The sequence below is a fragment of the Millisia brevis NBRC 105863 genome (genome assembly GCF_001552615.1).
Taxonomy (GTDB): Bacteria; Actinomycetota; Actinomycetes; order Mycobacteriales; family Mycobacteriaceae; genus Millisia; species Millisia brevis.
This window is the reverse complement of record NZ_BCRN01000001.1, coordinates 489508-514308: the sequence shown is the minus strand read 5'-3', so window position 1 is coordinate 514308 and position 24801 is coordinate 489508. Positions and strand designations below refer to the sequence as shown.

Annotated in this window: 22 protein-coding genes; 11 read left to right on the top strand and 11 right to left on the bottom strand. The window is 67.9% G+C overall.

All coding sequences use genetic code 11. The features are described 5' to 3' along the window. Positions 1 to 46: 46 nt before the first annotated feature. From murJ to MB1_RS02290, 6 genes are all read left to right on the top strand, one after another. Complete coding sequence (gene murJ, locus MB1_RS02315) at positions 47 to 4255, top strand: murein biosynthesis integral membrane protein MurJ (RefSeq protein ID WP_066903217.1); 4209 nt, start codon at positions 47 to 49, stop codon at positions 4253 to 4255. A 279-nt stretch (positions 4256 to 4534) separates the two neighbouring features. Then, complete coding sequence (gene sigM, locus MB1_RS02310; RefSeq protein WP_066903506.1) at positions 4535 to 5125, top strand: RNA polymerase sigma factor SigM; 591 nt, start codon at positions 4535 to 4537, stop codon at positions 5123 to 5125. 188 nt (positions 5126 to 5313) lie between these two features. Continuing rightward, positions 5314 to 6060: an RsmA family anti-sigma factor gene (locus tag MB1_RS02305; protein ID WP_157083857.1), complete on the top strand. Its 747-nt coding sequence runs from the start codon at positions 5314 to 5316 to the stop codon at positions 6058 to 6060. 133 nt (positions 6061 to 6193) lie between these two features. Beyond that, positions 6194 to 7159, top strand: coding sequence for a thioredoxin-disulfide reductase (trxB, locus tag MB1_RS02300; protein WP_066903213.1), 966 nt, complete (start codon positions 6194 to 6196; stop codon positions 7157 to 7159). Between the two features lie 71 nt (positions 7160 to 7230). After that, the gene (gene trxA, locus MB1_RS02295; protein ID WP_066903211.1) at positions 7231 to 7578 is read left to right on the top strand and encodes a thioredoxin; all 348 of its coding nucleotides are present in this window, start codon (positions 7231 to 7233) and stop codon (positions 7576 to 7578) included. Between the two features lie 141 nt (positions 7579 to 7719). After that, a complete protein-coding gene (locus MB1_RS02290; RefSeq protein WP_066903208.1) occupies positions 7720 to 8916 on the top strand; it encodes an N-acetylmuramoyl-L-alanine amidase in 1197 nt (398 codons plus the stop codon). Positions 8917 to 9131: 215 nt separating this feature from the next. On the opposite strand, the gene MB1_RS02285 is transcribed toward MB1_RS02290, so the two are convergent. The 10 genes from MB1_RS02285 to rpmH all read right to left on the bottom strand — a co-directional run bounded on the left by MB1_RS02285 (position 9132) and on the right by rpmH (position 16843). After that, positions 9132 to 10028 (bottom strand): AraC family transcriptional regulator, encoded by an 897-nt coding sequence (locus tag MB1_RS02285; RefSeq protein ID WP_066903206.1) that lies wholly within the window; start codon positions 10026 to 10028, stop codon positions 9132 to 9134. A 344-nt stretch (positions 10029 to 10372) separates the two neighbouring features. After that, positions 10373 to 11059: a hypothetical protein gene (locus tag MB1_RS02280; protein ID WP_066903204.1), complete on the bottom strand. Its 687-nt coding sequence runs from the start codon at positions 11057 to 11059 to the stop codon at positions 10373 to 10375. 208 nt (positions 11060 to 11267) lie between these two features. Next, a complete protein-coding gene (locus MB1_RS02275; protein ID WP_066903202.1) occupies positions 11268 to 12326 on the bottom strand; it encodes a ParB/RepB/Spo0J family partition protein in 1059 nt (352 codons plus the stop codon). Further along, positions 12319 to 13311, bottom strand: a complete 993-nt coding sequence (locus MB1_RS02270; protein ID WP_084350654.1) for a ParA family protein — start codon at positions 13309 to 13311, stop codon at positions 12319 to 12321. The genes MB1_RS02275 and MB1_RS02270 overlap by 8 nt, the downstream gene beginning before the upstream one ends. A gap of 47 nt (positions 13312 to 13358) precedes the next feature. Beyond that, positions 13359 to 14018: a 16S rRNA (guanine(527)-N(7))-methyltransferase RsmG gene (rsmG, locus tag MB1_RS02265; protein WP_066903200.1), complete on the bottom strand. Its 660-nt coding sequence runs from the start codon at positions 14016 to 14018 to the stop codon at positions 13359 to 13361. A 7-nt stretch (positions 14019 to 14025) separates the two neighbouring features. Beyond that, positions 14026 to 14682, bottom strand: a complete 657-nt coding sequence (locus tag MB1_RS02260) for a Jag family protein (protein ID WP_245649986.1) — start codon at positions 14680 to 14682, stop codon at positions 14026 to 14028. Between the two features lie 79 nt (positions 14683 to 14761). Beyond that, entirely contained in the window at positions 14762 to 15949 is a 1188-nt protein-coding gene (gene yidC, locus MB1_RS02255; RefSeq protein ID WP_066903198.1) for a membrane protein insertase YidC, read from the bottom strand. Between the two features lie 3 nt (positions 15950 to 15952). Beyond that, positions 15953 to 16201 (bottom strand): membrane protein insertion efficiency factor YidD, encoded by a 249-nt coding sequence (gene yidD / locus MB1_RS02250; protein WP_439646917.1) that lies wholly within the window; start codon positions 16199 to 16201, stop codon positions 15953 to 15955. Positions 16202 to 16218: 17 nt separating this feature from the next. Then, complete coding sequence (rnpA, locus tag MB1_RS24825; RefSeq protein WP_084350650.1) at positions 16219 to 16677, bottom strand: ribonuclease P protein component; 459 nt, start codon at positions 16675 to 16677, stop codon at positions 16219 to 16221. A gap of 22 nt (positions 16678 to 16699) precedes the next feature. Beyond that, entirely contained in the window at positions 16700 to 16843 is a 144-nt protein-coding gene (gene rpmH / locus MB1_RS02240; RefSeq protein ID WP_066903191.1) for a 50S ribosomal protein L34, read from the bottom strand. Between the two features lie 575 nt (positions 16844 to 17418). Here rpmH and dnaA point away from each other — a divergent pair. The 4 genes from dnaA (at position 17419) to recF (ending at position 22961) form a co-directional block, all read left to right on the top strand. Next, positions 17419 to 18963: a chromosomal replication initiator protein DnaA gene (gene dnaA / locus MB1_RS02235; RefSeq protein ID WP_066903189.1), complete on the top strand. Its 1545-nt coding sequence runs from the start codon at positions 17419 to 17421 to the stop codon at positions 18961 to 18963. 586 nt (positions 18964 to 19549) lie between these two features. Then, the gene (gene dnaN / locus MB1_RS02230; RefSeq protein ID WP_066903187.1) at positions 19550 to 20731 is read left to right on the top strand and encodes a DNA polymerase III subunit beta; all 1182 of its coding nucleotides are present in this window, start codon (positions 19550 to 19552) and stop codon (positions 20729 to 20731) included. A 33-nt stretch (positions 20732 to 20764) separates the two neighbouring features. After that, positions 20765 to 21658, top strand: a complete 894-nt coding sequence (gene gnd / locus MB1_RS02225) for a phosphogluconate dehydrogenase (NAD(+)-dependent, decarboxylating) (RefSeq protein ID WP_066903185.1) — start codon at positions 20765 to 20767, stop codon at positions 21656 to 21658. Between the two features lie 16 nt (positions 21659 to 21674). Beyond that, a complete protein-coding gene (gene recF, locus MB1_RS02220; protein WP_066903183.1) occupies positions 21675 to 22961 on the top strand; it encodes a DNA replication/repair protein RecF in 1287 nt (428 codons plus the stop codon). Between the two features lie 33 nt (positions 22962 to 22994). On the opposite strand, the gene MB1_RS02215 is transcribed toward recF, so the two are convergent. After that, positions 22995 to 24044, bottom strand: coding sequence for an SDR family oxidoreductase (locus MB1_RS02215; RefSeq protein ID WP_066903500.1), 1050 nt, complete (start codon positions 24042 to 24044; stop codon positions 22995 to 22997). Positions 24045 to 24137: 93 nt separating this feature from the next. Between MB1_RS02215 and MB1_RS02210 the strand changes: the two genes are divergently transcribed. Beyond that, positions 24138 to 24734, top strand: a complete 597-nt coding sequence (locus MB1_RS02210; RefSeq protein WP_084350717.1) for a DUF721 family protein — start codon at positions 24138 to 24140, stop codon at positions 24732 to 24734. Positions 24735 to 24801: the final 67 nt, after the last annotated feature.

The window sequence follows — 24801 nt, the reverse complement described above, 5'->3', positions numbered from 1 at the left end:
GTGGGTCCGCAGGCATCGTCGCCCGGCTCCCGGACTCAGCGGTCCGATGCCGCAGGTGCCTCGTTCCGAGCTCGCCGAGGCGCCGACCCGGGTGCTGCGGACGGTCGAGGCGCCGACCCGGCGCACCGGTGGGCGCCCCGGCCAGGCTCGCCCGGTCCCCGCGGCGCCCGTCGATCGGGTGGTTCCACCGGCACCGCCCGGTCCGACACCGCCCGGTCCGACGCCGGCCGTCGCTTCGTCCGATCCGCTCCCCCCGGCGGCGGTACCGTCCGCCACCGCCCGGGTGATTCCCCCGCCGACCGCGCCGCCGGCCGCCCCCCCGGAGCCGATCGATCCCGACGACCCGGCGAGCGAGATCCGCGACGACCCCGCACCCGCGGGCGCCGCCGGCAGTCGCCTGCTCGCCGCGACCGGTTCGATCGCGCTGGCCACGCTGGTCAGTCGCATCACCGGGTTCGTCAAGCAGGTCCTGCTGGTGACCGTGCTCGGTGGTGCGATCGCGTCGTCGTTCGCCATCGCCAACACGATCCCGAACATGATCGCCGAGGCGATCCTCGGCGCCGTGCTGACCGCGATCGTCATCCCGGCCCTGGTGCGCTCGGAGAAGGAGGATCCCGACGGCGGGCACGACTTCGTGCGCCGGCTGTTCACGATGGCGATGGTCACCCTGGGCCTGGCGACGCTGACCGCCATCCTGATGGCGCCGATCCTCACCCGAATATTCGTGGCCGAGGACGGCCAGGTCGACGGCACCCTCACCAAGGCATTGATCTATCTGCTGCTGCCGGCGATCCTGTTCTACGGGATGTCCGCGCTGTTCATGGCGATCCTCAACAGCCGGCAGAACTTCAAACCCGCGGCCTGGGCGCCGGTCCTGAACAACCTGGTCGTCCTGGTCGTCCTCGGGGTCTACCTGGTCACGCCGGGCGAGCTGACCCTCGATCCGCTGCGGATGAGCGACCCGAAGCTGCTGACCCTGGGGCTCGGGGTCACCTTCGGCGTTGTCGTGCAGGCCGCCTCGATGCTTCCCGCCCTGCGCCGGGAGGGCTTCAGCCTCAAGCCGCTGTGGGGCATCGACGACCGCCTCAAGGCGTTCGCCGGCAGCGCGGTGGCCGTCGTGCTCTACGTGTTGATCAGCCAGGCCGGACTGACCGTCGCGCTTCGGGTCGCAGGACACTACGACGCGTCCGGACCGATCATCTATCAGCAGGCCTGGATCCTGTTGCAGCTGCCGTACGGCGTGCTCGGGGTGACAATTCTCACCGCGATCATGCCTCGATTGAGCCGCAACGCGGCCGACGACGACACCCCCGGCGTCGTCGACGACCTGTCGACCGCCCTGCGGTTGACGGTCCTGTCGCTGGTGCCGATCATCGTCTTCCTGACCTACGCCGGCCCCATGGTCGGCGTCGCGCTGTACGGCTACGGCAACTTCGGCGCCGGCAACGCCGACCGCCTCGGCATGGCGATCAGCTGGTCGGCCTTCACCCTGATCCCGTACGCGCTGGTCATGGTCTACCTGCGAGTCTTCTACGCCCGGGAACAGGCCTGGTCGGCGACGTGGATCATCCTCGGGATCACCGCGGTCAAGATCGTGCTGTCCCTGCTCGCCCCGCAGCTCGCCAGCACCCCCGAGCAGGTCGTCCTATTGCTCGGTGCCGCGAACGGCGTCGCACACATGGCCGGAGCGGTCGTGGGCTGGTTGCTGATTCGGCGCACGCTGGCCGGCATGCCGCTGACCGGCGTCACCCGCACATCGGTGGTGGTCGTGGGCGGATCCTTGCTGGCGCTGGCCCTGACGATCCTGGTCGATCGCTTCCTCGGCTTGGAACGGCTCGATAACGGTATCGGTCTATTGCTACGGCCCGCCGTCTGCGGGCTGATAATGGTTGCAGCAACGGTCGGCCTGCTCCGGGCTGCCCGACTTCCGGATGTGATGGCTCTGACCGTCGCCGTGGAACGTCGGCTCGGACTGCGGGAGCTCGGCGACGCAGCGCCCCCGGACAACACCCCGCGGGTGGCTCCGCCGATGGATCCGATGTCCGCCGTGACAGAGGTTCTACCAATCGTTCGAGTGGGAAAGCGCGAGGCGGCTCCGCACGCCGGGACCGGGGCCGGGAGCGTCCCGTACCCTGGTGCGGGGCGGATTCCGGCGGAAGGTCTCGACGGCGATCAGCCGTCCCCTGCGCGGATTGCGCCGGATTGGAACGAAGGAGAAGCAGTGACCGAGGACAACGCCTCCGGAGGTCGGCCGTCCACGGACGCGGACCGTTCGGAAGCTCGATCGGGCGCTGTCTCCACCAACTCCGAGGACCGCACCACCGCGACATTGCGGCCGTCCGTGGTCAAGAAGGAGCCGACGGCCGATGCGGCGCGCGCCGATCAGGCGCCGCGCCCGACGCCGGCCAACGGCAATGGCGCAAACGGTGGCATCGACGCCGGCACGACGCGCGTCCAGCGTCCCGTCGCGGCGCCGGCCACCCCGGTGACCCCGCCGCCCGCCGGCCCGGCGCCCACCGGTCGTCCGGGTATCCCCGCCGAACGCCCGCAGGCGCCGAACGCGGCCCGCGGCGCGAACCCCGCTCCCGCCGCGCCCAAGCCGAGCGACGCCGTCCCGGCTCCCTCCGCGACGCCTCCGTCCGGTCCGCCGGCTCCGCCGACCGGCGACGAGCGCACCGTCGTCACCCGCGCGGCCGACGAGCCGCGCGGCCGTTCCGGCTCGGCGCGTCCCCGCGCCCCTCAGCTGATCCCCGGCGCCTCGGTCGCCGGTGGCCGCTACCGGCTGCTCGCCTCGCACGGCGGCGCCCGCGGCCTGCGGTTCTGGCAGGCGATGGACGTCAAGCTCGATCGCGAGGTCGCGCTGACCTTCGTCGATTCCGAGCAGCAGCGCGGCAACGATCCCAACGATCCGCACGGGCCGCAGGCGATCCTGTCGCGCACCCTGCGCCTCGGCAAGATCAACTCGCCCGGCCTGGCCCGCGTCCTCGACGTCGTGCGCGCCAGCTCCGGCGGCATCGTCGTCGCGGAATGGACCCGTGGCCGGTCGCTGCGCGAGATGGCCGACACCGTCCCCTCGCCGACCGGCGCCGCCAACGCGATCAAGGCGCTCGCCTCGGCCGCCGAGGAAGCGCATCGGGCGGGCAGCGCGCTGTCGATCGACCACCCCGACCGCATCCGCATCAGCACCAACGGCGACGCGGTGCTCGCCTTCCCGGCAACCCTCGGCGACGCCGATTCCGCCGCCGACGTCCGCGGGCTCGGCGCGATGCTCTACGCGCTGATGGTCGCGCGTTGGCCGCTCGGCGATCCGACCCCCACCGACCGCAATCCGCGACCCACCGGGCGACCGGTCGGCGGCATGCGGGCGGCGGCGCGCAATCGGGACGGCACGGTCCTCGAGCCGCGCGCGATCCGCCCGGAGGTCCCCTTCGAGATCTCCGCGGTTGCGGTGCGCGCCCTCGACCAGGACAGCGGTATCCGTACCGCCGCCACCGTGGCCCACATCCTCGACCAGGCGTCGGTGATCAACGTCCAGACCGACCTGATGCCCGCGCTGCGACTCGGACAGCGCGCACCGGGTTCGACCGGCCACGCCCTCGCCGAACCACAGGACGGCAGCGATCGCCGACCGACCTCCAATCGCACGCTGGTCGCTATGGTCGGACTGGGTATCGCGACCGTGCTGATCCTCGGCCTGCTCGGCTGGTGGCTGGCCACCGCGCTCGCGGGTGGCGGTTCCAGTGAGCCGCTGACCGAGCAGGACATCGGCTTGACCACCGCCGAGACGACTCCTCCGGCGGAGCCGAGCGCCGCCGAGTCGTCACCGGTCACCGTCACGGGCGCGGCGGTGTTCTCCCCGGAGGGCACCCCGGACCGCGCCGCCGACGCGACCAACGTCCTGGACAACAACCCGGCGACGGTGTGGGCGACCGACAGCTACTTTCAGCAGTTCCCGGCACTGAAGGAGGGCGTGGGCCTGATGCTCACGCTCGACGGCAACCGGACGCCCACCGAGGCCTGGATCTCCTCGCCGAGTCCGGGCACGCAGGTATCGATCCGAGCGGCCCCGTCCGCCGACCCCACCCTGGATGAGACGACACAAATCGGGTCGGCCACCCTGGGTGAGGGGGTGACGACCATCCCCCTCCAGAGCAACGGGCCCACCGACCACGTCCTCGTGTGGATCACCCGACTGTCGACCGCGGACGGCCGAAACCAGAGCACCATCAGCGATTTGGGACTTTCCGGAACCTGACGTACCACCACCTGTGCGGGCTGAATCGACCAGCGACTGGTCATTCGGTCCGCTTTTTGTTTGGGGTGATTCGGAGACCACTCCCGTTCGGCAATGGTACAAATCGTCTACCATCCGCGTGTGCGTACAAACAGGGGGGGCGCCGGGGGGGCGCGCACATCACCGGGTGATGTGTCCGTCGCGGCGGTGGGGACCGGTCCGGACGTCGCACCGGGGGTGGGCAGACCGGAGCCGCCGGCCGGCTTGGGCAGTCCGGGTGGATTCGGCAGTCCGGGTGGGCTGCGCGAGCCCGCGACCGGTGTCGACGGCGACGGCGACGCCCGATCCGACCACGAGCTGATCGCGGCACACGTCGCCGGCGATCCCGACGCCTTCGGGATCCTGATCCGTCGCCACCAGGCGCATCTGTGGGTGATCGCCCGACGCACCAGCGCCACCACCGAGGACGCCGCCGACTGCCTGCAGGAGGCCCTGCTGTCCGCGCATCGGATGGCGTCGGGTTTCCGGCACGACGCGGCGGTCCGCAGCTGGCTGCATCGCATCGTGGTCAACGCCTGCCTCGATCGGATCCGCCGCAATCGCAGCCGCCCGGCGATCCCGCTGGGCGAGGGGGAACACCAGGAACCGATCGAGCCGCGCGATCGGATCGCCGCCGCCGAGACGACCATGGCGGTCGAACACGCCCTGCGCGAGCTGCCACTCGATCAGCGGGCGGCGATCGTGGCGGTCGATATGCACGGCTTCTCGGTCTCGGAGACCGCCCGGATGCTCGGGGTCCCCGAGGGGACGATCAAGAGTCGATGCGCCCGTGGCCGGCTGCGGCTCGCCCAGCAGTTGGGATATCTACGTCCGTCCGGGAACCTGGAGTAGGTCCGGTCCGTCGAACGAGGTGTAGGCCGAACACCGTCCGGCCCCGCGCCTGCTCGAGCCGTGTCCCGATGATCGTCCGATCACAACTGGGAGTCATCGAGCACGTCCCGGGGTCGTCGGCGTCGCCTCGCGAGTACCGTCTGCCCGGCGGTATCGACCGCTCCGATCGAAGGGAGGTGCCGTCCGCCGTGACCGATGACATCCGTCGTGCCGCGGGCGCCTCCGTCCGCGAGTCCGCTTCCGACCGGGAGGCGACCGGGGACGCCCTCGATGCCGTCGGTCGCGTGATCGCCGGCCACGACCGCGACCACGCGCTGTCCGAGCCGATCCCCGACGCGGTCGCCGACCGGCTCGACCAGACCCTCGCCTATCTGTCCCGGGCCCGCGATCACGACGCGGCCGCTCCCGCCTTCGAGCCGGCCGCACCCACAGCGGGACCCCGCAGGGGCCTCTCGGCGCTCTCGACGCGCGGGCGGGGGCTACTGGCGGCGGCAGCCGCGGTCGCCGCCGTGGCGATCGCCGTGCCGGTGGCTGCCGGACTGTTCGCCGACGACTCGTCGAGCGATCCCGGTGCGTCGGTCGCCTCTCCATCGGACCCGGACTCTCCATCGGACTCCGGCAGGTCGTCGGATTCGGGCGCGCCGTCCGACTCGGCCACCGGTGACACCGTCACCGCCGCCCTGATCGCCGGGAGCCTGGGCCGCCCGATCGAGGGGCGCTTCGCCGACCCCGCCGCTCGCGAGCAATGCCTCGTCGCCAACGGCGTGAGCGCCGATACGCCCGTTCTGGGCTCGCGGGAGGTCACCCTGGGCGATACCGCCGGCACATTGTTCGTCCTGCCGAACGCCGATCCGGCCCTGATGACCGCCCTGGTGGTGGGCTCGGACTGCGGTCCCGGCGTTCCCGCTCTGCTCAGCCGCACCGATATCGGCTGATCACGGCGCCGACGGCGGACCTCCGACGCACTCGGGAAGCGAACGGGAACAACCCGCATCTACCCTGTTGTTGAGTAGGTTGTTGCTCGTATCCGCCTCCGGCCCCGGCTCGGAGTCTCCCCGAAAGGGTGTCATGACCACCTCAAAGATTCACGATCTGATCATCGTCGGATCCGGACCTTCCGGATATACGGCGGCGATCTACGCGGCGCGGGCGGATCTCGCACCGGTGGTCTTCGAGGGCACCCAGTTCGGCGGATCGCTGATGACGACCACCGAGGTGGAGAACTTCCCGGGCTTCCGCGAGGGCATCATGGGCCCGGACCTGATGGAAGGCATGCGCGAGCAGGCGCAGCGCTTCGGCGCGGACCTGCGCACCGAGGATGTCGACGCGATCGACCTGACCGGCGAGGTCAAGGAGGTCACCGTCGGCGGCGAGGTGCACCGGGCGCATTCGATCATCCTGGCGATGGGCGCCGCCCCCCGCTACCTCGGCGTTCCCGGCGAGGAGCGGCTGCTCGGCCGCGGCGTCTCCGCCTGCGCCACCTGTGACGGCTTCTTCTTCCGCAACCAGCACATCGCGGTGGTCGGCGGCGGCGACTCCGCCATGGAGGAGGCGCTGTTCCTCACCAAGTTCGGGGAGACGGTGACTATCATTCACCGCCGCGACGAGTTCCGCGCCTCGCCGATCATGCTCGACCGGGCACGGGCGAACCCGAAGATCTCCTTCCTGACCGACACCGTGGTCACCGAGGTGCACGGCGATCCGTCGGTGACCTCGCTGTCGTTGCGCAACACCAAGACCGGCAAGAGCTCCTCGCTCGAAGTGACCGGCCTGTTCGTGGCCGCCGGACATACCCCGCGCAGCAACCTGGTCGTCGGACAGGTCGAGACCGACGACGAGGGCTACGTGCGCGTCCAGGCCCCCTCCACCGCGACCTCGGTGCCGGGTGTCTTCGCCGCAGGTGACCTGGTCGACCACACGTACCGGCAGGCGATCACCGCCGCCGGTACCGGTTGCGCGGCCGCCCTCGACGCCCAGCGGTGGCTGGAGAACCAGCATCACCACGCCGAACAGAGCGTCGCCACCGCCGGCTGACGGTCCACCACGACGTACCGCCGCACGTGCGGCGGTACGCCTCGCACATCACGATCACCGGGAGGAACCCCATGTCCGACAGCACCGAGGCCGGCGCCACCACCGTCACCGTGACCGACGCCTCCTTCGAGGCGGACGTCCTGGCCAACGACAAGCCCGTCCTGGTCGACTTCTGGGCGGATTGGTGCGGTCCCTGCAAGATGCTCGCACCGGTCCTCGAGGAGGTCGCCCGGGACAACTCGCACCGCATGGTCGTCGCGAAGCTCGACGCGGATGCCAACCCGGAGGCGATGAGCACCTACAAGATCCTGGGTCTGCCGACCCTGGTTCTCTTCCGCGGTGGCCAGCCGGTCAAGCACATCGTCGGCGCCAAGAGCAAGGCCGCTCTCCTACGCGAAATCGAGCCCGAACTGGGCTGACGCCCGTCACACGCTGGACATTCCCGCTGTCGACCGCGCCACCCTTGTGGGTATCGGGACGTCTGCTGTCCTAGACTCCGTATGATTGCGGGGCAAACTGACACCCGGTGTCCCGGGGGGGTTCGGTGAAAGGGATCGCGAATGAATCGACTTCGGATCGGTGATCGAGGGGCGATCGTCGCCGAGGTCAAGGCGGCAGTGGAGTCTCTCGGGATACTCGAGCCCGAAGGCGGCGGTGAGCCACGACGGTCCGAAGAGGGCGTCCTGATCGCTGCGGACACCCTCTTCGACGCCGACCTCGACCGCGCTGTTCGTGCCTTCCAGCAGCAGCGCGGACTCCTGGTCGACGGGATCGTCGGACCGACGACCTATCGCGCGCTCAAGGAGGCGTCGTACCGCCTCGGCGCCCGCACCCTGTGCTATCAGCTGTCGGCGCCGATGTTCGGCGACGACGTGGGCATGTTGCAGTCGCGCCTGCAGGAACTCGGCTTCTACATCGGTCGCGTCGACGGCTACTTCGGACCCGATACCCACTCGGCCCTGTGCGCCTTCCAGTACGAGATCGGGCTGTCCTCCGACGGCATCTGCGGTCCGGCGACCATCCGTTCGCTCGATCTGCTCGGATCGCACGTCACCGGCGGCTCGCCCCACGCGATGAGCGAAGAGGAACTCGTGCGCAGTGCCGGTCCGCAGCTGACCGGTAAGCGCATCGTCATCGACCCGGGCCTCGGCGGAGACGACACCGGCCCGATCATCGAAACCGACTCCGGACCGATCACCGAGGAGTTCATCCTCTGGGACGTCGCCAGCCGGCTCGAGGGCCGGATGGCCGCCACCGGTATGGAGACGCATCTGTCGCGCTCGCGCGCCGCGGATCCCCGCGAGAGCGATCGCGCCGAGATCGCGAACTCGATCGGTGCCGACCTGACGATCTCGTTGCGCTGCGCCCGGCATTCGACGGCGGCGGCCCATGGTGTCGCGAGCTTCCACTACGGCAACAGTCATCGTTCGGAGTCGCTGATCGGGCAGGTCCTCGCCGGCTACATTCAGCGCGAAATCGTCGCTCGTACACCGCTTCAGGACTGCCGCACGCACGGCCGGACCTGGGATCTGTTGCGGCTGACCAGGATGCCCACCGTTCAGGTCGACCTGGGGTACACCACGAACCCCGAAGATGCTGCGATCCTTACCGATCCGCACTACCGCGATGTTCTCGCCCACTCGATCCTGGTGGCGGTCAAGCGGTTGTATCTCCTCGGCCAGGACGATCAGCCCACCGGCACCTATACCTTCGCCGAGTTGCTCGCCGAGGAGTTGGCTGCGGGTCGCTCCGCCTGATCCACCCGGCGGCACCCCGCCCGCATATATCCATCGAACCTGTCAGTTCTCATCTGATGTGGAGCATTCTCATTTGATCTGATACAGGCTGGTGCGATGCGGTGTTTGAGGTCGCCGATGCGGATGGGACCTCGCGTCCCTCCGTTGGAGTTGGCTCATGGGATCCGGTTCGATGTCGACTGTGAGCCGGTGCGGTCGTTTCCCGATGGCCGTCATCATGTGCCCGACACGCCTGCGGTGATGTAGACGTCCGCCACCTTTTCGACGGGGAGCCAGAGCTCATACCGACCATGGGTCTGCTCGTCGTCGGTGTACTCCGTCACGACCATCTCTGGGCCGGGAATGCTTTGATACGGATTGGCGGGGAACCATTCTCGAAACGCTTTCGGCCACAGTTCCTGCAGCGCCACAGGGAATGCACCACTCGACTCCAAAACAAGCCATGAAGACGCCGGCACCGTAAGCGTATCGAAGCCGTCTGCAACGGACTTGTTCGTCGCGGCAGCGACGTAGTAGTCGAGTTCGGTCCCCTCCGTGCGCGACTCTGAAATTGCGTTGTGCACACTGAGGACACCAACCGGTTCCTGGTCGGAGAGATCAGCGATCCGCGCCCACTGCTCTTCGTCGATCTGCTCTACGAAGTGCGCAGCGGTCGGGTTGACCCCCTCGTAGATCAGCGGTATGCGAGTCCGCAATCCCGCCAGTGTGAACTCATTCTTCTCGACAATGCGGTATTCCATCGTCGTGCTCCCTTCGATCGTGATGGTGAAGATGAGCCTGGGCTGCGACCGAAGAACCACGCCGGGACGACGTGCGCGTTCGGGACCGACTCCGTGCACATTCCGGAATGCGCGCGAGAACGCGTCGGCTGATCCGTAACCGAAGCGCACCGCGATGTCCTGCAGCGGCTCTGCACCCGAGACAACGGATGCTGCGGCAATGGTCATACGACGGCGCCGCACGTACTCCGAGAGTGAAATCCCTGCCAGCGCAGAGAACATTCGCCTGAAGTGGTGCTCCGACATCAACGCGATCCGGCTTGCCCGACGCACGTCGACCTCGCCTTCCAGCTGCCGCTCGACGAGCGCCATCGCTTCGTTCAGTCGCTCCATACTCACCTTCCCAACGCAATCGACGCTACGAAAATTCGCTCGGAAAGGCCCGATGATCCATGCGCGAAATTGTCGGGTACAGGACGTGCGGCCACACGGTGACGTGGCCGGCAGCATCAGCGACTCGGCCGTGTCTGCATCCCCGGGCGTCTTTGGCAGCCGCTGGGTGGACGCGGGAGCAGACGAGGCGGCTGTGTTTCAGATCAGATGAGAACGGACAGAACCGCTCTTTCCGGCCCTCCTCGAGACATGGACGCGTCCCGGCACTGCTTCACCGCCCGGGGTCGCTGATTGTTTCACGCGGCACAACCGTCGCCGGTGGCCTGATATCGACGAAAGCCGAGTCAGCAGTGTGCGAGCGACTTTTGATTCTCGGTGGCGGAGGACATCGTCAGAACCGCTGCCGCGAGCAGACTTTCCAGGGCGGCCTCGACGTCCTGCTTCCAGCCGTGGTCGCGGTCGAGCTCGAGCCGCAGGCGGGGAAAGCGACGATGCTCGGCCACCACTTCGAAGCCGGCCTTCTCCAGGAAGTCGGCGTCGATCATGCAGGTGCTTTCGGTGCACTCGTCCGTGGCGTGGCGCTGCGGCAGATCATCGTCGTTGTGACGGATGCCGAAGGACTCGATGGCACGCACACCGCGGTTGACCAGATCGGCGACAACCGCGCGCATCAGCATCGCGCGGAGATCTTCGATGCGACCCGGGGAGCCATCGCGTACCCACATGCTGGTCAACAGAACCGCATCCGGACTGACCGGCGATGTCGGGAAGGTGCGCGATCGCGGAACGTCGCCGGGCGGGGCGTACATGGCGGCACCGAGGGTCTCACCCTTGTCGGTGGCGATCTGGCCGCAGGTACCCCACTCGAGGAGCAGGATCGACAGCCAGGCTTCCTTTTCGAATTCCGGATCACTCAAACGCCCCGACGTTTCGATCGCGGAGGGGTCCATGGTCCAGAAGGTGCACCGGCGTTCGTGTGGGGGCAGCGCTTCGAAACTCTGCAGGGTTACCGGAGAGACGATGGTCGACAATGTCCCGTCTCGCCTCCCAAACCCCGGTCCACACGAATCGACGTCGGCCCCCGCCGATCATTCCCCATCAACAATAGGCCACCGCGGCCGTCTCGGCGGCGTCGGTATCAGTGATTCCGCATGGATTGCGGAAACTTTTGTCTACCAACAGATTTCGAGAGCGTAATCGGATTCTGTCACAGTGACGAATTACGCCCGTAGCCCAAGGTTAGGCCTCCGACGGAGCCGTTCGTTCCATAATTTCCACGATACGCTCGAGGTCCTCGACCGATCCGAACTCCACCACGATCTTGCCCTTGCGCTTGCCCAGGCTGACCGTCACGCGGGTATCGAACGAGTCGGAGAGGCGTTCTGCCACATCCTGCAGCCCCGGCATCTGGATCGGCTTGCGTTTGGCGACCGGCCCGGGGGAGGAATCGTCGCTCCGATTGGCCAGCAGCACCGCTTCCTCGGTGGCCCGGACCGACATCCCTTCGGCAACCACGCGGGCGGCGAGCGCTTCCTGAGCGTCGGCGCCGGCGTCGAGGGCCAGCAGCGCGCGGGCGTGACCGGCCGACAGCACACCGGCGGCGACCCGCCGTTGCACCGCGATCGGCAGCTTCAGGAGGCGGATCATGTTGGTCACCACCGGTCGAGAGCGACCGATTCGTGTCGCCAGTTCGTCGTGGGTGACGCCGAACTCCTCGAGAAGCTGTTGGTACGCCGCCGCCTCTTCGAGAGGATTGAGCTGCACGCGGTGGATGTTCTCGAGCAGGGCATCCCGCAGCAGGTTGTCGTCCGCGGTTTCGCGGACGATCGCGGAGATCGTCGCGAGCTCCGCCTGCTGGACCGCACGCCAGCGACGTTCACCCATGACCAGTTGGTAGCGCCCGTTGCCGGTATCCCGAACGACGATCGGCTGCATCAGTCCGAACTCACGAACCGAATGCACCAACTCGGCCAACGCGTCCTCGTCGAAGACCTGACGCGGCTGGCGCGGATTCGGGTCGATCAACGACGGATCGATCTCCCGATAGACCGCGCCGGCATCGGCGAAGCCATCCTCGACAACGTCCGCGGTGACGCTCTCGCTGCCGACGACGGCCAGGGCCGGCTTGTCGGTGGGAACCGCCGGGGACGGCCCGGAGGCGGCCGGGGCGGCGCCCGACGTCGCATTCGGCGCGGGGGCGGTGGTTTCACGTGGAACCGCTGCGGCGGCCGGCGGAGCGGTGGGAATCAACGCGGCCAGGCCGCGGCCGAGGCCGCCACGTCGGGACTGGTCACCCATGAGCGTCACCGTTCGTCGTGAGGTGCGCGCTGCGAGCGGCAAGCTCGCGACCCGCGTCGAGGTAGCTCAGCGCACCGCGCGAGCCGGGGTCGTAGTCCAGCACCGTCTGGCCGTAGCCCGGCGCTTCGGACACCTTCACGCTGCGGGGGATGACCGCCCGCAAGACGATGTCACCGAAGTGCCGACGCACCTCCTCGGCGACCTGATCGGCCAGCTTGGTCCGGCCGTCGTACATCGTGAGGATGACCGAGGAGACGTGCAGGCGCGGGTTGAGATGCGACTGCACGAGATCGATATTGCGCAGCAGCTGCCCCACGCCCTCGAGAGCGTAGTACTCGCACTGGATGGGGATCAGGACTTCGTCGCCGGCAACAAGCGCGTTCACGGTGAGCAGTCCGAGCGACGGGGGACAGTCGACGAGGACGAAGTCGATCCCGTAGGCGTCGAGTACCTCGTCCGACAACGCAGTCTTCAGACGCGTCTCACGGGCGACGAGCGAGACCAGTTCGATCTCGGCGCCGGCGAGGTCGATCGTCGCCGGGATGCAGTACAGCTTCTCGTGGGCCGGGCACTGCTGTATCGCCTCACCGATCGGAACGTCGCCGAGCAGGATCTCGTAGGTCGACGTCGTGCCGGACTGGTGGTCGATACCGAGCGCCGTGCTGGCATTGCCCTGGGGATCGAGATCGACAACCAACACCGTCAGTCCCTGGATCGCGAGCGCAGCGGCGAGATTGACCGCGGTGGTGGTCTTGCCGACGCCGCCCTTCTGATTGGCGATCGTCAGGATGCGGCGGTTGATGGGCTTCGGGATCTGCGGACCCTCGCGGTGCAAAACTTGGCTGGCTCGTTGGGCTGCGGCTGCGATGGGGGTGTCCTCCTCCGGATTGGGAAAGGTTGCCCCGAGACTTCCGATCGCAGTTTCCGTGGGCGTACTCGCCGGATCCGTTTCACGTGAAACATCGGCGAGAGGCTCATGCGGCATCTGGGCACTCCTTGCACTTGGACGTGAATGCAGCCGGAGCGCGGGCCTCACTTCTTGGGAGCCGACACCCCGCGCGCACCGCGCACTGCTCGAACAACAATAGTCGGCGGGTCCAACAAACCCGAACCGCAGGACAGGATCGATAGGTCACGTCCACCGATTCGCGTGATCTCGGCACGGTCGCGCTCGATTTCCTCTGCGGCGGAGGATCCCTTCATGGCCAGCATCTCGCCGCCGGCCCGCAACAGGGGGAGTGACCACCCGCTGAGCTTGGCCAGGGGAGCGACCGCGCGCGAGACAACGACATCGCAATTGCCGGCTTTCTTGCGGACATCGGGCGCCTCGGCCCGACCGCGCACGACGCGGATCGACGGCTCGAGCTCCGCGGCCACGGCTTCGAGGAAGACCGTGCGGCGGGCGAGCGGTTCAACGAGGGTGACGCTCAGATCCGGTCGGGCCAGTGCCAACGGGATCCCCGGCAGACCGGCACCCGAGCCGATGTCCACCACCGCCGCGTCCGGCGGAATCAGTTCCTGTACGACGGCACTGTTGAGGATGTGCCGCTCCCAGAGGCGATCGGCCTCGCGTGGGCCGATCAGCCCTCTGGTCGTTCCTTCGGTAGCGAGGAGTTCCCGGTAGCGTTCGGCGAGCGGGAACCGGTCGCCGAACACCTCCCGGGCGATCTCCTCCACGGAGCGATGTTTCACGTGAAACTCATGCGGGAAGGATCACCACGAAGCGCTTGGGTTCGACACCCTCGCTCTCGCTGGTCACCCCGTCGATCGTCGCGATCGCGTCGTGGATGATCTTGCGCTCGAACGGGGTCATCGGCTCGAGCTCCTCGCGCTGCCCGGATCCCGCCACGCGCTCGGCAGCGGAACGACCGAGCTTCGCCAGCTCCGTCCGCTTGCCCGCACGCCATCCGGCGACGTCCAGCATCAGCCGGCTCCGCTCGCCGGTCGACTGCTGGACGGCGAGTCGCGTCAGCTCCTGGAGCGCGTCGAGGACCTCGCCCCGGCGACCCACCAGACGGCTCAGATCCTTGCCGCCGTCGATGCTGACCACCGCGCGGTCGCCCTCGACATCGAGATCGATGTCGCCATCGTAGTCCAGCACGTCCAGCAACTGCTCGAGGTAATCGCCGGCGATCTCGCCCTCTTCGACGAGATCGTCCACATCGTCCGCCGACCCTCCGACCGAGGACGCCGCGTCCGCCCCGGTCCCTTCCGCCGCCGCGTCGTCGGCGGCCGCGTCGCCCGCGGTGTCGCTCACCGCCGCGTCCGCCGCCGTGGCGTCAACCGCATCCGCGCCCCCGACGGCAGCGCTGTCCGCCGCCGTCTCCGCCGTGTGCTCGTCCGTCTCCACGCCCACGAGATCGTCTCCGTTCGCCGTTCCTACACCGATGTATGAATTACCGGACCCGTCAGCGCCGTCCGGTGTGGCGCTGCGATCAACGCCGCTTGCGCGAGCCGCTGCGTCGATTGCGTCCGGCGTTACCGGACGCCGACTTCTTCGGTCGAGTCGATCCGGAGCCGGCCACCGTACGGCCCGACGCCGCGCGAGCGGAGTCCGGGGAACCGTTCGTACCCGAGCCCTTCGGTCGGCTGCCATTGGTCGATTCGGTCGCAGTGGTCGAGTCCGTCGTATCGGAATCGGAAGCATCGGTCGTCTCGGAGGCCGCCGAGTCGTTCGCCCGATCGTTCTGTCGAGCGGAAGCGTTCCGCTTCTTCGGCCTCGCCCCCGGTTTGGGAGCGTTGCTCGCCTTCTTCTCCAGGGCGACGCGCTTCTTCTCGGCCTCTTCTCTCTCCATGCGGCCGAAGACCAGATGCTGCTGTCCGTAGGTCCAGACGTTGTTGGCGACCCAGTACAGCAGGATCGCGATGGGGAGGAACGCACCGAAGGCGAGCACGCCGAGCGGGAAGACCCACAGCGACAGCCGGTTCATCATCTGCGTCTGCGGGTTGGCCTTCATCACGTCCGTCTGGCGCTGGACCGAGGCGCGAGCATTGAAGTGAGTGGCGATCGAGGCGATGATCATCAGCGGGACCGACACGGCGATGATCGCCCATCGGGAGGGCATTCCCAGCCCGGCCGCCTCGTTCACGAAGCCCTGCATCACATGCTCGGGCATCGAGATCATCGCGGAGATCGGGGCACCGAAGATACGGGCATCCAGGAACGAGTTGACGTCTTCCACGCTGAAGGCGTAGTTCGGCAGTTCGCGGTTGCGTTCGGGGCTCAGACCGAGCTGGCCCATGCCCTCGGCGGTTCGGTTGAACGACCGCAGCACGTGGTAGAGACCGAGGAAGACCGGCGCCTGGGCGAGCACGGGCAGACAGCCCATCAACGGATTGAAGCCGTGCTCGCGCTGCAGCTTCTGCATCTCGACCGCCTGTCGCTGGCGATCGTTCTTGTACTTCTTCTGCAGTTCCTTGATCTGCGGCTGCAGCTCCTGCATCTGCCGCGTGGTCCGCACCTGCTTCACGAACGGCTTGTAGAGCAGCAGTCGCAGGGTGAACACGAGGAAGATCACCGACAGGGCCCAGGCGAACCCGTTGTCGGGACCGAGCACGAAGCCGAATACCCGGTGCCAGACCCATAGGATCCAGGACACGGGGTAATAGATGAAATCCAACACCGTCTATTGCACTCCCTCGGAAACGTCGTCATGCACAGTATGCGGATGCCGCGGCGGCACCGGATCCCATCCTCCGGGATGCCAGGGCGCGCACTTGAGCAACCGGACCACGCTGAGCCCGACGCCCACGATCAATCCCCGCTCCTGCAGAGCCGTCACCGCGTATTCGCTGCACGTGGGAGTGAAACGACAGGTCGGCATTCTGGTGGGGGAGATGTACGCGCGATAGATATCGATCACCGCGACCAACATCCGTGTTGGCAAGGAGCTCATCGTGTGACTACCGGTCCTACCGATCGCTCGCCGGTCCTGCCGACCGGAGTGCTCGGTACGGACAGAACGCGCAGTCGCGTCAAAGCGGATCGAATCTGTCGGTCCAGGACAGCCGAGGTCGCGCTCGACGCGCCGGGGAGGGCGCGGATCACGATGTCGACGTTGTCCGGAAGTTCCGAAATCAAGCTGCGGCAGACATGACGAAGCCGCCGAGTCACTCGGTGACGATCCACCGAGGACCCGACGGACTTCGCGACGATGAAGCCGAACCGCGGAGCGGTATCCACCGCGGGTTCGCGCCCACCCTCGACACCCGAAGGGGCTGTGCGTTCACTACCGGAATCGGTCGTCTGCCTCAGATAGACGACGACGTCATCACGTCCGATGCCGCGACGGCGCCGCACGACAGCACCGAACTCGCGGGAATTGTGGAGTCGGTTCTGCGCGGGTAGCACCGGCGGCCTCCGAACGGCCGAATCAGGCGGTGAGGGAATCGCGTCCCTTGCGGCGACGAGCGGCGACGATCGCGCGGCCGGCCCGAGTGCGCATGCGCAGCCGGAATCCGTGTACACGCGCCCGGCGGCGGTTGTTCGGCTGAAACGTCCGCTTGCCCTTGGCCACGGTCGACTCTCCCTCAAATACGGCGCGCACGGATGCGCGCGGCACAACATTGGTTGCTTGTGGTGGGCTGTGGTCAGCCCATTCGCAAAGCCGACATGCCTGGCATTGCCTCGAGGGACTCGATGGCGCGCGGCAGCACAACGGCGACCGAACCAGACTACTGATCGGATGCCGGGTCGGTCAAACCGCTGGTCAACAGATAACAGGGGTGTAATTAGGTGCCCGGCCTTGCACGGCTCCGCCCTCGAGTTGTTAACTGGGCCAGGGAGTGAATTTGTCGTCTCTTCAACCGGAAGTCACTCAACCGGAGCGACACATTCGGGCACGACGTATGCGGGGGGAATTCCGTGTCCGCGCCTGCCCCGGTCCCACCGATCGAGGGACCGACACGATTCCCGCTATCACACGTGTGGAAGAACCTGTGAGTGGTCTATCCACACCTGTGGATACCTATGTGGAACAACGAGCGGTATGGTCCGGCTCGTGCACTTCCCGACATCGTCCCCGACTGCCGGCCACCGGCACGCCGGTCGGCGAGGCCGACCCGCCGGACCGGACTCCTGGAGTAACGACCTGTGACCGACGACCCCAGTGTTCTGTCCCGCGTCTGGCCCGATGTCGTCGCCGAACTCGTCTCCGACTCCCATCCCGGTGATCCGCTCACGCGCGGCCAGAAGGCCTGGTTGGCCCTGGTCCAGCCGCTGACGTTCACCCAGGGTTTCGCGTTGCTCTCGGTTCCCTCGGTCTTCGTCCAGGAGGCGGTCGAGCGCGGATTGCGCGAACCGATCCTCGGCGCGCTCGGTCGGCACCTCGGTCAGGGGGTGGAAGGCCTCGGCGTGCGATTGGCATCGCCGCAGGCAGCGGTCGAACCGCGTCCCGAAACCGATGATCTTCCCGACACCCCGAGCAATCCGGTCTATCGACGTCGGGTGTTGACCACCGCCGCCGCCGAACCGGGCGACTCCGAGGTCTCCGGCCACGGTGAGCCCGAGGAGTTCGAGGACGATCGCGATACCTACGGCCGCGGCTCGGACCACCGACCCAACCTGCAGCCGGTCGCCTTCGCGGCCACCGGTGACCAGCCGGCCCAGGCGAATCTCAACGCGCGCTATACCTTCGAAACCTTCGTCATCGGTGCCTCGAACCGCTTCGCACATGCCGCCGCGGTCGCGATCGCCGAGGCTCCCGCCCGCGCCTACAACCCGTTGTTCGTGTGGGGCGCATCCGGTCTGGGCAAGACACATCTGCTGCACGCGACCGGTCACTATGCGAAACGCCTCTTCCCGGGCATGCGGGTGAAGTACGTCTCGACCGAGGAATTCACCAACGACTTCATCAACTCGCTGCGCGACGACCGCAAGGTCGCCTTCAAGCGCCGTTACCGCGAGACCGATGTGCTGCTGGTCGACGACATCCAGTTCATCGAGGGCAAGGAAGGTATCCAGGAGGAGTTCTTCCACACCTTCAATACCCTCCACAACGCGAACAAGCAGATCGTCGTCTCGTCCGATCGGCCACCGAAGCAGCTCGCAACGCTCGAGGAGCGGCTGCGCACCCGGTTCGAGTGGGGGCTGATCACCGACGTTCAGCCGCCGGAACTGGAAACCCGCATCGCGATCCTGAGCAAGAAGGCGAAGATCGACCGCCTGGACGTCCCGCACGATGTGCTCGAGCTGATCGCCAGTCGTATCGAACGCAATATCCGTGAGCTCGAGGGCGCCCTGATCCGCGTCACCGCGTTCGCCTCGCTCAACGGGCAGACACTGGACACCACCCTCGCCGAGGTCGTGCTGCGCGATCTGATCCCCGACTCGAGCACCCTGGAGATCAGTGCGGCCACGATCATGGCCGTGACCGCCGAATACTTCGGCACGTCGATCGACGAGCTCTGTGGGCCCGGCAAGGCCCGACCGATCGCGCAGGCCCGTCAGATCGCGATGTACCTGTGCCGCGAGCTCACCGATCTCTCCCTGCCCAAGATCGGCCAGACCTTCGGTCGCGACCACACCACGGTCATGTATGCGGACAAGAAGATCCGCAAGGAGATGACCGAACGTCACAAGGTGTACGCCCACGTGCAGGAACTCACAGCCCGTATCAAGCAGCGTTCCAAGCGCTGACCTCGGCGTTTGCCGGAGCGGATCGGTCGGTCGATCCCCTCGGCGGCGGCGCCGTCATCCCGCATCGTTCACGCGGCGGTCCATCCCCTCGGGTGGGCCGTCGCTTATTTGTGCTGGTCGAAGGCGTTTCGGCCGGTTGTTCACAGTCCGAGGGTCAAGGTGAACTGTAGACATGCACATCTGTGGAAAACGCTGTGGACAACCGTGTGAGCCCGGGGAGAACCGGTGAACTCCACATGACCAACGATCGTCGATCCCCGGGCCGGCGGTGAACAACTCGGTCCTCCCCGGGCTGCGTCCACATCGGACTCTCCCGCCCCACCTGCGACGACGGCAGCTGTCCACAGTCTCCACAGGACCTATTACTGATACTGGGTTATCTCTTCAGAGAAGCTCTTTCAAAGCAGGTGTGTGGACAAGGAGATTCGCCGAACGATCCACGCGCACACCGACCCGAATGACATCGAGGACACCGCCATCGGGGCCTCGGATCGAACGGCCCCCGGTCGGGACGCCGAGGCGTCAGGCGCTACGGTGTTCCCCTACCGAAGCTCTGCCCGATCGACCGGAGGGAATCACGATCGCTATGGACCTTGGCGGTGTGAAATTCCGGGTTCCGCGTGAGGACTTCGCCGATTCGGTCGCATGGGTCGCGCGCAGCCTCCCGCAGCGCCCGTCCGTGCCGGTGCTCGGTGGTGTGCTGCTCGAGGCCGATGAGGACGGGCTGACCATCTCGGGCTTCGACTACGAGGTCTCCGCCCGCGTGAAGGTGCCCGCCGAGATCGCCGGATCCGGCTCGGTCCTGGTCTCCGGTCGACTGCTCGCCGACATCACCCGCGCGCTGCCGAACAAGCCGGTCGACGTCGCCGTCGACGGCAATCGTGTCCAGATCACCTGCGGCGCAGCGAAGTTCTCCCTGCCGACGATGCCGGTCGAGGACTACCCGCAGCTGCCCGAGGTTCCCCAGCGCACCGGCTCGATCCCGGTCGACGTCTTCGCCGAGGCGATCGGACAGGTCTCGGTGGCGGCCGGTAAGGACGACACCCTGCCGATGCTGACCGGCATCCGGGTCGAGATCGAGGGCACGTCGGTGGTCCTGGCCGCGACCGATCGCTTCCGCCTGGCGGTCCGCGAGCTCGAATGGAAGACCGACAGCGATGCGACCGCCGCGGTCCTCGTGCCGGCCAAGACGCTCTCCGAGTCCGCCCGCACGATCGGCTCCACCGGCGACACCGACGTCGAGCTCGCGCTCGGCGCCGGCGATCGGATCGGTGGCGAGGGCCTGCTGGGCATCGTCGGCAGCGGTCGGCGCACCACCACCCGCCTGCTCGATGCCGAATTCCCGAAGTTCCGGCAGCTGCTGCCCGCCGAGCACACCTCGGTCGCGTTCGTGCAGACCGCCCCGTTGATCGAGGCGATCAAGCGCGTCGCACTGGTCGCCGACCGCGGCGCCCAGGTGCGGCTCGAGTTCGGCGCCGATTCGGTGGTGCTCTCCGCGGGCGGCGACGACGCCGGACGGGCGGAGGAGGTCCTCGAGGCCACCTACTACGGCGAACCGCTGACCATCGCCTTCAACCCCGGTTACCTCAGCGACGGCCTCGGAGCGTTGCATTCCGACAAAGTGGAATTTGGTTTCACGACACCCAGTCGGCCTGCGGTATTGCGCCCGGCACGGGAGGATGAGCCTGCGGCAACTGAGTCCGGGACCTACCCGGCGCCGTTGAGCGCATACGTCTACCTTCTGATGCCGGTCCGCCTGCCGGGCTGATCCGCGCATCGACCGCGGAGAGGAATTGTCGCAATGGAACTCGGTCTCATCGGGCTGGGCAAAATGGGCTTCAACATGCGTGAACGCCTCCGGGAGCATGGCCTGACGGTCGTCGGATTCGATCCGCGGCCCGAGGTATCCGACGTTGCATCGCTCGCCGACCTGGTCGCCGCGCTGCCGGCGCCGCGCATCGTGTGGGTGATGGTCCCGTCGGGGCAGATCACCCGCGATACCGTCGCCTCCCTCGGCGAGGTCCTCGAGCCGGGCGATCTGGTGATCGACGGTGGCAACTCCCGCTTCACCGACGACGAACTCAATGCCGTCCTGCTGGACAAGAAGGGCATCAAGTACATCGACGCCGGTGTCTCCGGCGGAATCTGGGGTCTGAAGAACGGCTACGGACTGATGGTCGGCGGCTCGGACGTCGACGTCGAGCGGGCGATGCCGATCTTCGACGCGCTGCGCCCGGAAGGGGATCGGGCCGACGGCTTCGTGCACGCCGGTCCGGTCGGCGCCGGTCACTACGCGAAGATGGTGCACAACGGCATCGAGTACGGCCTGATGCACGCCTACGGCGAGGGGTACGAGCTGCTGGAAGCCGAGCCACTGGTCGAGAACGTGCACGGTGTGCTCAAGGCGTGGACCAAGGGCACCGTCGTGCGCTCCTGGCTGCTCGATCTGCTGGTCGAAGCGCTCGAGGAGCACCCGGGTCTCGAGGACATCTCCGGGTACACCGCCGATTCGGGCGAAGGCCGCTGGACCGTCGAGGAGGCGATCCGGCATTCGGTGCCCGCCTCGGTGATCTCGGCGGCTCTCTTCGCTCGCTTCGCCTCCCGTCAGGAGGATTCGCCGACCATGAAGGCGGTCTCGGCGTTGCGCAACCAGTTCGGCGGGCACGCGGTCAAGCGCACCCACGAGAACAGCTGACCGCGGCGGGCCACGGGTGTTCGTTCGCGCTGCCGCGCTCCGCGACTTCCGGTCGTGGGATGACGTGGTGGTCGAGTTCGACCCCGGGGTCACCGTTTTCGAGGGTCGCAACGGGCACGGCAAGACCAATATCGTCGAGGCCCTGGGCTACCTGTCGACCCTTGCCTCGCACCGGGTGTCGTCCGACCAACCGCTGATCGGCATCGGTGCCGATGCCGCGACGGTGCGGGCGGCGGTCGTCAACGGCGGCCGCGAGCTGACCATCGAGGCGCAGATCAATCGCGGCCGACCCAACCGGGCCCGGCTGGGTGGCTCGAGCGTGCGGCCCGCGGAGATTCTCGGGGTCCTGCGCACGGTGTTGTTCGCCCCGGAGGACCTCGCGTTGGTGCGGGGCGACCCGGGCGAGCGACGTCGATTCGTCGACGAATCGATGACCGCCCGCCGGCCCCGGTGGGCGGCGGTGCGTGCCGAATACGACAAGGTGCTGCGGCAGCGGGCCGCGCTGCTCAAGACCGCCGGCGCGGCGATGCGGCGGGGTGACGGCGGCGAGGTACTGGCGACCCTCGACGTCTGGGACGACCGGCTCGCCCGCGTCGGAGCGACCCTGATCGCGGCCAGGATCGCCGAAGTACACGCTCTCGCACCGTATTTCGGCGACGCCTATGCCACGATCGCGCCGCAGTCGCGGCCCGCGTCGATCCGCTATGTCACCTCCCTGACCCCGTCGTTGCCCGCGGAGATCACCGATCCGTTGCGCGTTCCACGTGAAACAGGCCGCCCCGGGGTGGCCGGTTCCGGCGCCGACGACGCGGCCGCGGACGAGAGCGATCGGGAGGTGATCGAGGCCGCGATGCTCGATCGGCTCGCGCAGATGCGCGGCAAGGAACTCGATCGCGGTGTCTGCCTGGTCGGTCCGCACCGCGACGATCTCGAGATCGTGCTCGGCGACGGGCCGGCCAAGGGATTCGCCAGCCACGGCGAATCCTGGTCGCTGGCACTGTCGTTGCGGCTGGCCGTCTTCGAATTGCAGCGCGCCGAGGACGGCGATCCGGTGCTGATTCTCGACGACGTCTTCGCCGAACTCGATCGTCCGCGCCGCGCCGCGCTCGCGGAGGTCGCCGCCGGCGCCGAGCAGGTACTGATCACCGCGGCGGTGCCGGACGACGTTCCCGAACGCTTGCGGGCCCACCGCTTCGGGGTGCGCATGATCGAGCGGGACGGGGTGCGGATCTCGGAACTGGTGCCCGACGGCGCGCCGGCGGAGGCCCCACCGGAGCCGGCCGAACCCGAGACCGGCGGCTGATCACCGGGCCGGATGCCCACCCGGCGCGAGTGCCTACATGCGTCGCACGTTGTCCCGGTTGCGGACGAGATTCTTGGCGACCAGGCTGTGCGCGGCGGCGACGATCGCATCCTGCGCCGGGCGCGGCTCCCAGCCGAGTACCCGGCCGGCCTTCGCATGAGAACTCAACCGGGCATGGCCGAGATCCGGTGCGATCGCGCGCAATTGGGGCGAGAATCGGGCACCGAGCCGGACGACGGCATGCGGCAGCGTGAACGTCGGGACCGACGCCGCCGCGGACCCGAGGTGCTCGCGCACGATGGCACCGATCTGACGCATCGACAGCGGCGGACCGTCGGACAGCAGGAATCGTTGTCCCACGGCCTCGGGTGTTTCGAGCGCCAGGACGTGCGCCGCGGCGACGTCGCGGACGTCGACGATCGGAATGTAGAGGTCCGGCAAGCCGGGCATATCCCCGTCGAGCATCGAGCGGATGATCTGATTCGACCCCGAAATACTGTTTCCCAGAACCGGTCCCATCACGGCGACCGGGAGCATCGTCGTCAGCTCGAGGGACTCGTCGATCGCGGCGAAATCCCAGGCCGCGCGTTCGGCGAGGGTCTTGCTCTTCGCATAGGCGTCGACCCCCGGACCGTCGAGGATCGTCCAGTCGTCCTCGGTGAAACGGTGCGTCCCGTGCGGATGCCCCCAGGCGACGGCGTGGAAGGCGGAGGTCAGAACCACCCGCGTCACCCGGGCATCGCGGGCCGCGCGCAGTACCCGCAGCGTCCCCTCGCGGGCGGGCCCGATCAGGTCGTCCTCGTTCTCGACGTGGCCGGGTGCCACCGGGGAGGCGACGTGCAGCACGGCCGAGACGTCGGCCAACGCCGCCGACCATCCGGTGTCGTCGGTCAGATCGGCGGCCACGAATTCGAGCGAGGCGTCCGCGGCCATCCCGGCGTCGCGCAGCACGGCACGCACACCCGGCTCGCGCTGCAGTGATCGGACGGTGGTGCGCACCCGATATCCGCGCTCGAGCAGGCGCAGAATGCAGTGCCCGGCGATGAATCCCGAACCGCCGGTCACCAGAACCAGTTGTCCCATATCCGCCATGATCCTCCCGTCGCCGATTCGGTGGCACGCATCCGAAAACCGGCACGGCGTATGCGGATGCGCCCGAGTGCCTACGATGGGGTGATGGTCGACCGCGAACCCGCCGAGCCGTCGGGCGAACCCGACGCCGCCGGTGACGACGACCGGCCGACGTTCGCCGACGACGGCTCCCACTTGCACGGCGTCGACATCGCCCGCCGCGCCCTCGAGCAGGCGCGCGCTGCGGCATTGGCCTCCGGAAAGGCGGTTGGTCAGGGTCGAGCGTCCGCGCCGAAACCCGGTCGCACCCGTACCCGGCGCGGGTGGTCCGGCTCCGGACCGGATTCGCGCGATCCCCAATCGCTCAAGTCGCTGGCCGCCTCGCTGATCCGCTCGCGCGGATGGTCGCAGCAGGTCGCGGAGGGCGTGGTGCTCGGCAGTTGGCCGACCGTCGTCGGTCCCGAGATCGCCGATCACGCCGAACCGACCGCGTTGACCGACGGGGTGCTGGCCATCGCGGCCGAGTCGACCGCGTGGGCGACGCAGTTGCGGCTGATGCAGGCGCAGATCCTGGCCAAGATCGTCGCGGCCGTCGGACCCGGCGTGGTCACGAGCCTGCGGATCACCGGTCCCAAGGCGCCGAGCTGGCGCAAGGGCAATCGGCATATCTCCGGCCGCGGGCCGCGCGACACCTACGGCTGACCCGCTTCGGGCCGTCCGCGCGTGGTTCCGTTCACAACGAACGTGGCCTGATCTCCCCACAATCGGA